The following is a 3,166-nucleotide window of genomic DNA, read 5'->3' as shown; positions in this document are numbered from 1 at the left end:
TATCATGTATCTCTTTATTTCGCTTGGCTTTTTGTTCAGTTTTCAAAGAACTTTTTATGTCGTTGTTAGCGACAAGATTTATTATATCACTATAATTAATTCTGCGCAACACTTTTAAAAAAAGATGTTTTTCTCAACTACAATCTTTATGGTATTAATTGCGACAAAAAATATCTTAACACATTAAAACTTTCGAGGCAAGTACTTTTTTTAAGAAGTTACAAAACAACATTATTAGTACTGTTATAAAAAGAAAAGTGATACTAACGACAGATAATAATATATCACATTACTTAATTCCACGCAACTATTGTTGCTCTCTTTTTTTAGTGCGACAGATGTATAAATTTATCATATAATAACGGAAAATACAAGTGGTATTTTTCTGTAGCTTAAGGTTAAAAAAATATTAGATAACAGAACACTGGATTTCTATTACAAACTTCATTATATGAATTTTACTTACTATAATTATGTACCTAACATTTTTTATGCAAGGATATTTAGGCAAAAAAAATCTAGCTAATATTAGCTAGATTTTAACTGTTATCACCTTAGGAGACCCAACCATTCTTAAACATCACCTTTACTTGCTTCTTTACTTCCCTACTTTTTAAGCTAATCCATTCTTTCATGTTTTGAATAGTGATGTTTGTTCGTTCCGTATGATATTTAAATTCCTTTCAGTTTTTTTAAAACTTGAAATTCCTCTTAATCGTACTTCACGATACAACTGGATGTTTCTCATTTTAAACACCTACATCATTTGCCCATTCATCTTAATTCATCTTACATGGATAAACTTGCTCATTTAATTTTCGTTTGAGTCAAGGTTATAACAACCCTTGAGCGCTAATTATCCTTTCATTGGTTTTTCGTTATTGAGATATGATACTTTTTAACGGAACCAACGAAGATGGTTGAGCCTCCTACAGTGTTAACTTTGTGGTTTTAATTATCTCTTTCTAATTTGATTATATCATACATAACCGATTAAGTTTTTGAACATTTATTGAATTTAAATTTTTACTTTACACTAAAATACATCCCTTCATCAACAATCGGGCACTACCCAAGAAAACGTTAGAATTAAAATGGAATGAATTTTGTTAAATATAAAAATAAAAAAACACTGCTAGTTTGTTATTGAATTTAGTGCTAATTCAGAAAAGTTGAGTGATTTTCTTCACGTATATCAACTATAATTTAACACAACTATATAAGTAAAAAAACCTTAGTCGCGTGTTGAAAAAACTAAGGTTAAATAAAATCTCGAAACACCCATGAAAAGACTGTTATTTATTTTTAACTATTGTTAAGTACTAATTTTACAGCTTTACCTAACTTTTGGATTCCCTCGACTATTTCATTTTTATTAGCATAACTAAAGGAAAGGCGAAGAAACGCAGTTCCATTATTATGATCCAGGAAAAAGTATTTTCCAGGAACGAATGAAACACCCTCTGACAAAGCATGTATCAATAATTCTGACGTATTAATACCTGTAATTTTAACCCATACAAAGTAACCCCCTTCTGGTTCATACCAGGTAACAGATTTGGGAAGGTGTTGCTTCATGGCAGAGATAAGTATAGATGATTTTAGTTGATACGTACTTCTTATATAGTTAAGCCATTTCTCAAAATCTATAGATTCTAAGAAAGTCGCCATTGAGGCTTGAGCAAATGGATGATCTAAATCTTTTTTAAACCAAGCTAATGCGGTAATAAAATCGGGTAACCCTGCAATCCATCCAATTCGCAACCCGGGTGCCACTACCTTTGATAATGAACCAACATAAAGAACTCGACCTTCTCTATCCATTGCTTTTAGAGGGGGTGGACACTTCCTGAAGTTCAATTCACCGTATGCATCATCCTCCAAAATCAAAAAATTATATTTTTCCGCTAAATCTAATAAATGTTGTCGGCGGTCCTCCTTCATCGTTGTACCTGTTGGGTTTTGAAAGGTTGGGATTGTATATAGTAAACACGGAAGAGGCTTCCCTCTACTTTCCCTCTCTGCTAGCACTTCTTCTAGTACATGCGTTTGCATTCCCTGCTCATCTACTGGAATACTAATAAAGCGCTTGGTATAGTTTTGAAAAACCTCTAGAGCTTCCATATACGTTGGGGCTTCTATGGCTATTACAGTTTCATCATCCACTAGAATACGGGCTATCAAATCAATCGCCTGACAAGCTCCCGATGTAATTAAAAGCTCTTCTTCTAAAACAGTAATGCCCCTCTCACTTAATCTTTTTTGAATACTTTGCTTTAAATTCTCCATTCCCGGACTACCAAGATAATGGAATGGTAAATCCTGCTCCTTTTCAAGTAAACGAACAACACTTTCCTTAAACTGGTGTACAGGGATTAGTTCAGGTGCAGGGTAACCAGAATTAAGTCGAATACATCCATTTGGGATATCTGTCATCCATTCCCCCGGCGGATTATTTTTAAGCGCATCTATAATATTCTTAGAAAAGTAAGATTGAACATTCACTTTTTTCCTCCCCTTTCCGATAATCAATTTTAATACTTTGCTTTTATAGTTAACCTATTTTTAACATTATGTAATTAATCATAAAAAACTTGCATTATGCTAGTACGCAAACAACAATATCTTAGTTTTAATTAAATACACTCAAACCCCAAGGTCTCCCTAATGTACATACTATTAAACCTTTTCTAAAAATTAGTATATAAAAACAAATAAATAACAGGAACAATAAGTTAAAACTAAATCCGCAAATTGTTACTTTTAGCAATTTTAACATAAAAAGCACAACCCACTTGGATTGTGCTTTGTGCCTAGCGATGTCCCTTTAAACCTTTCTTTCCTACGGGACGTTTTCCATGTCGCCACTTCTTCGATGGTCCTTCATGTTGTTCTACGAAAAGAAAGGTTTCCTCTCACAGGGGGACTTGATGTTATTCCCTCGCTGCTATTTCATGTTGCTCCCATCGACTTACTCTTTGAAGCGTTGTCTCTTTGAGCCTGTAGATTACTCAGTTTTTTTGCATTAAAAAAGCACAATCCATTCTGAATTGTACTTTGTGTGCCTAGCGACGTCCTACTCTCACAGAGGGAAGCCCCCAACTACCATCGGCGCTGAAGAGCTTAACTTCCGTGTTCGGCATGGGAACGGGTGTGACCTCTTCGC

General features: G+C 33.9%; 1 protein-coding gene and 1 rRNA gene. Both read right to left on the bottom strand.

Annotation, left to right across the window (positions count from 1 at the left end):
• Positions 1-1,305: 1,305 nt before the first annotated feature.
• Entirely contained in the window at positions 1,306-2,505 is a 1,200-nt protein-coding gene (locus GKP30_RS23290; protein WP_216831866.1) for an aminotransferase-like domain-containing protein, read from the bottom strand.
• A 558-nt stretch (positions 2,506-3,063) separates the two neighbouring features.
• Positions 3,064-3,166: ribosomal RNA gene (rrf, locus tag GKP30_RS23285) — 5S ribosomal RNA — on the bottom strand; the annotation flags it as partial.

Origin of the sequence: Alkalihalobacterium elongatum, from assembly GCF_019024285.1 — a bacterium.
In the GTDB taxonomy this organism is placed as follows: Bacteria; Bacillota; Bacilli; order Bacillales; family Bacillaceae_F; genus Alkalihalobacterium; species Alkalihalobacterium elongatum.
This window is presented reverse-complemented; position numbering and strand designations above follow the sequence as displayed.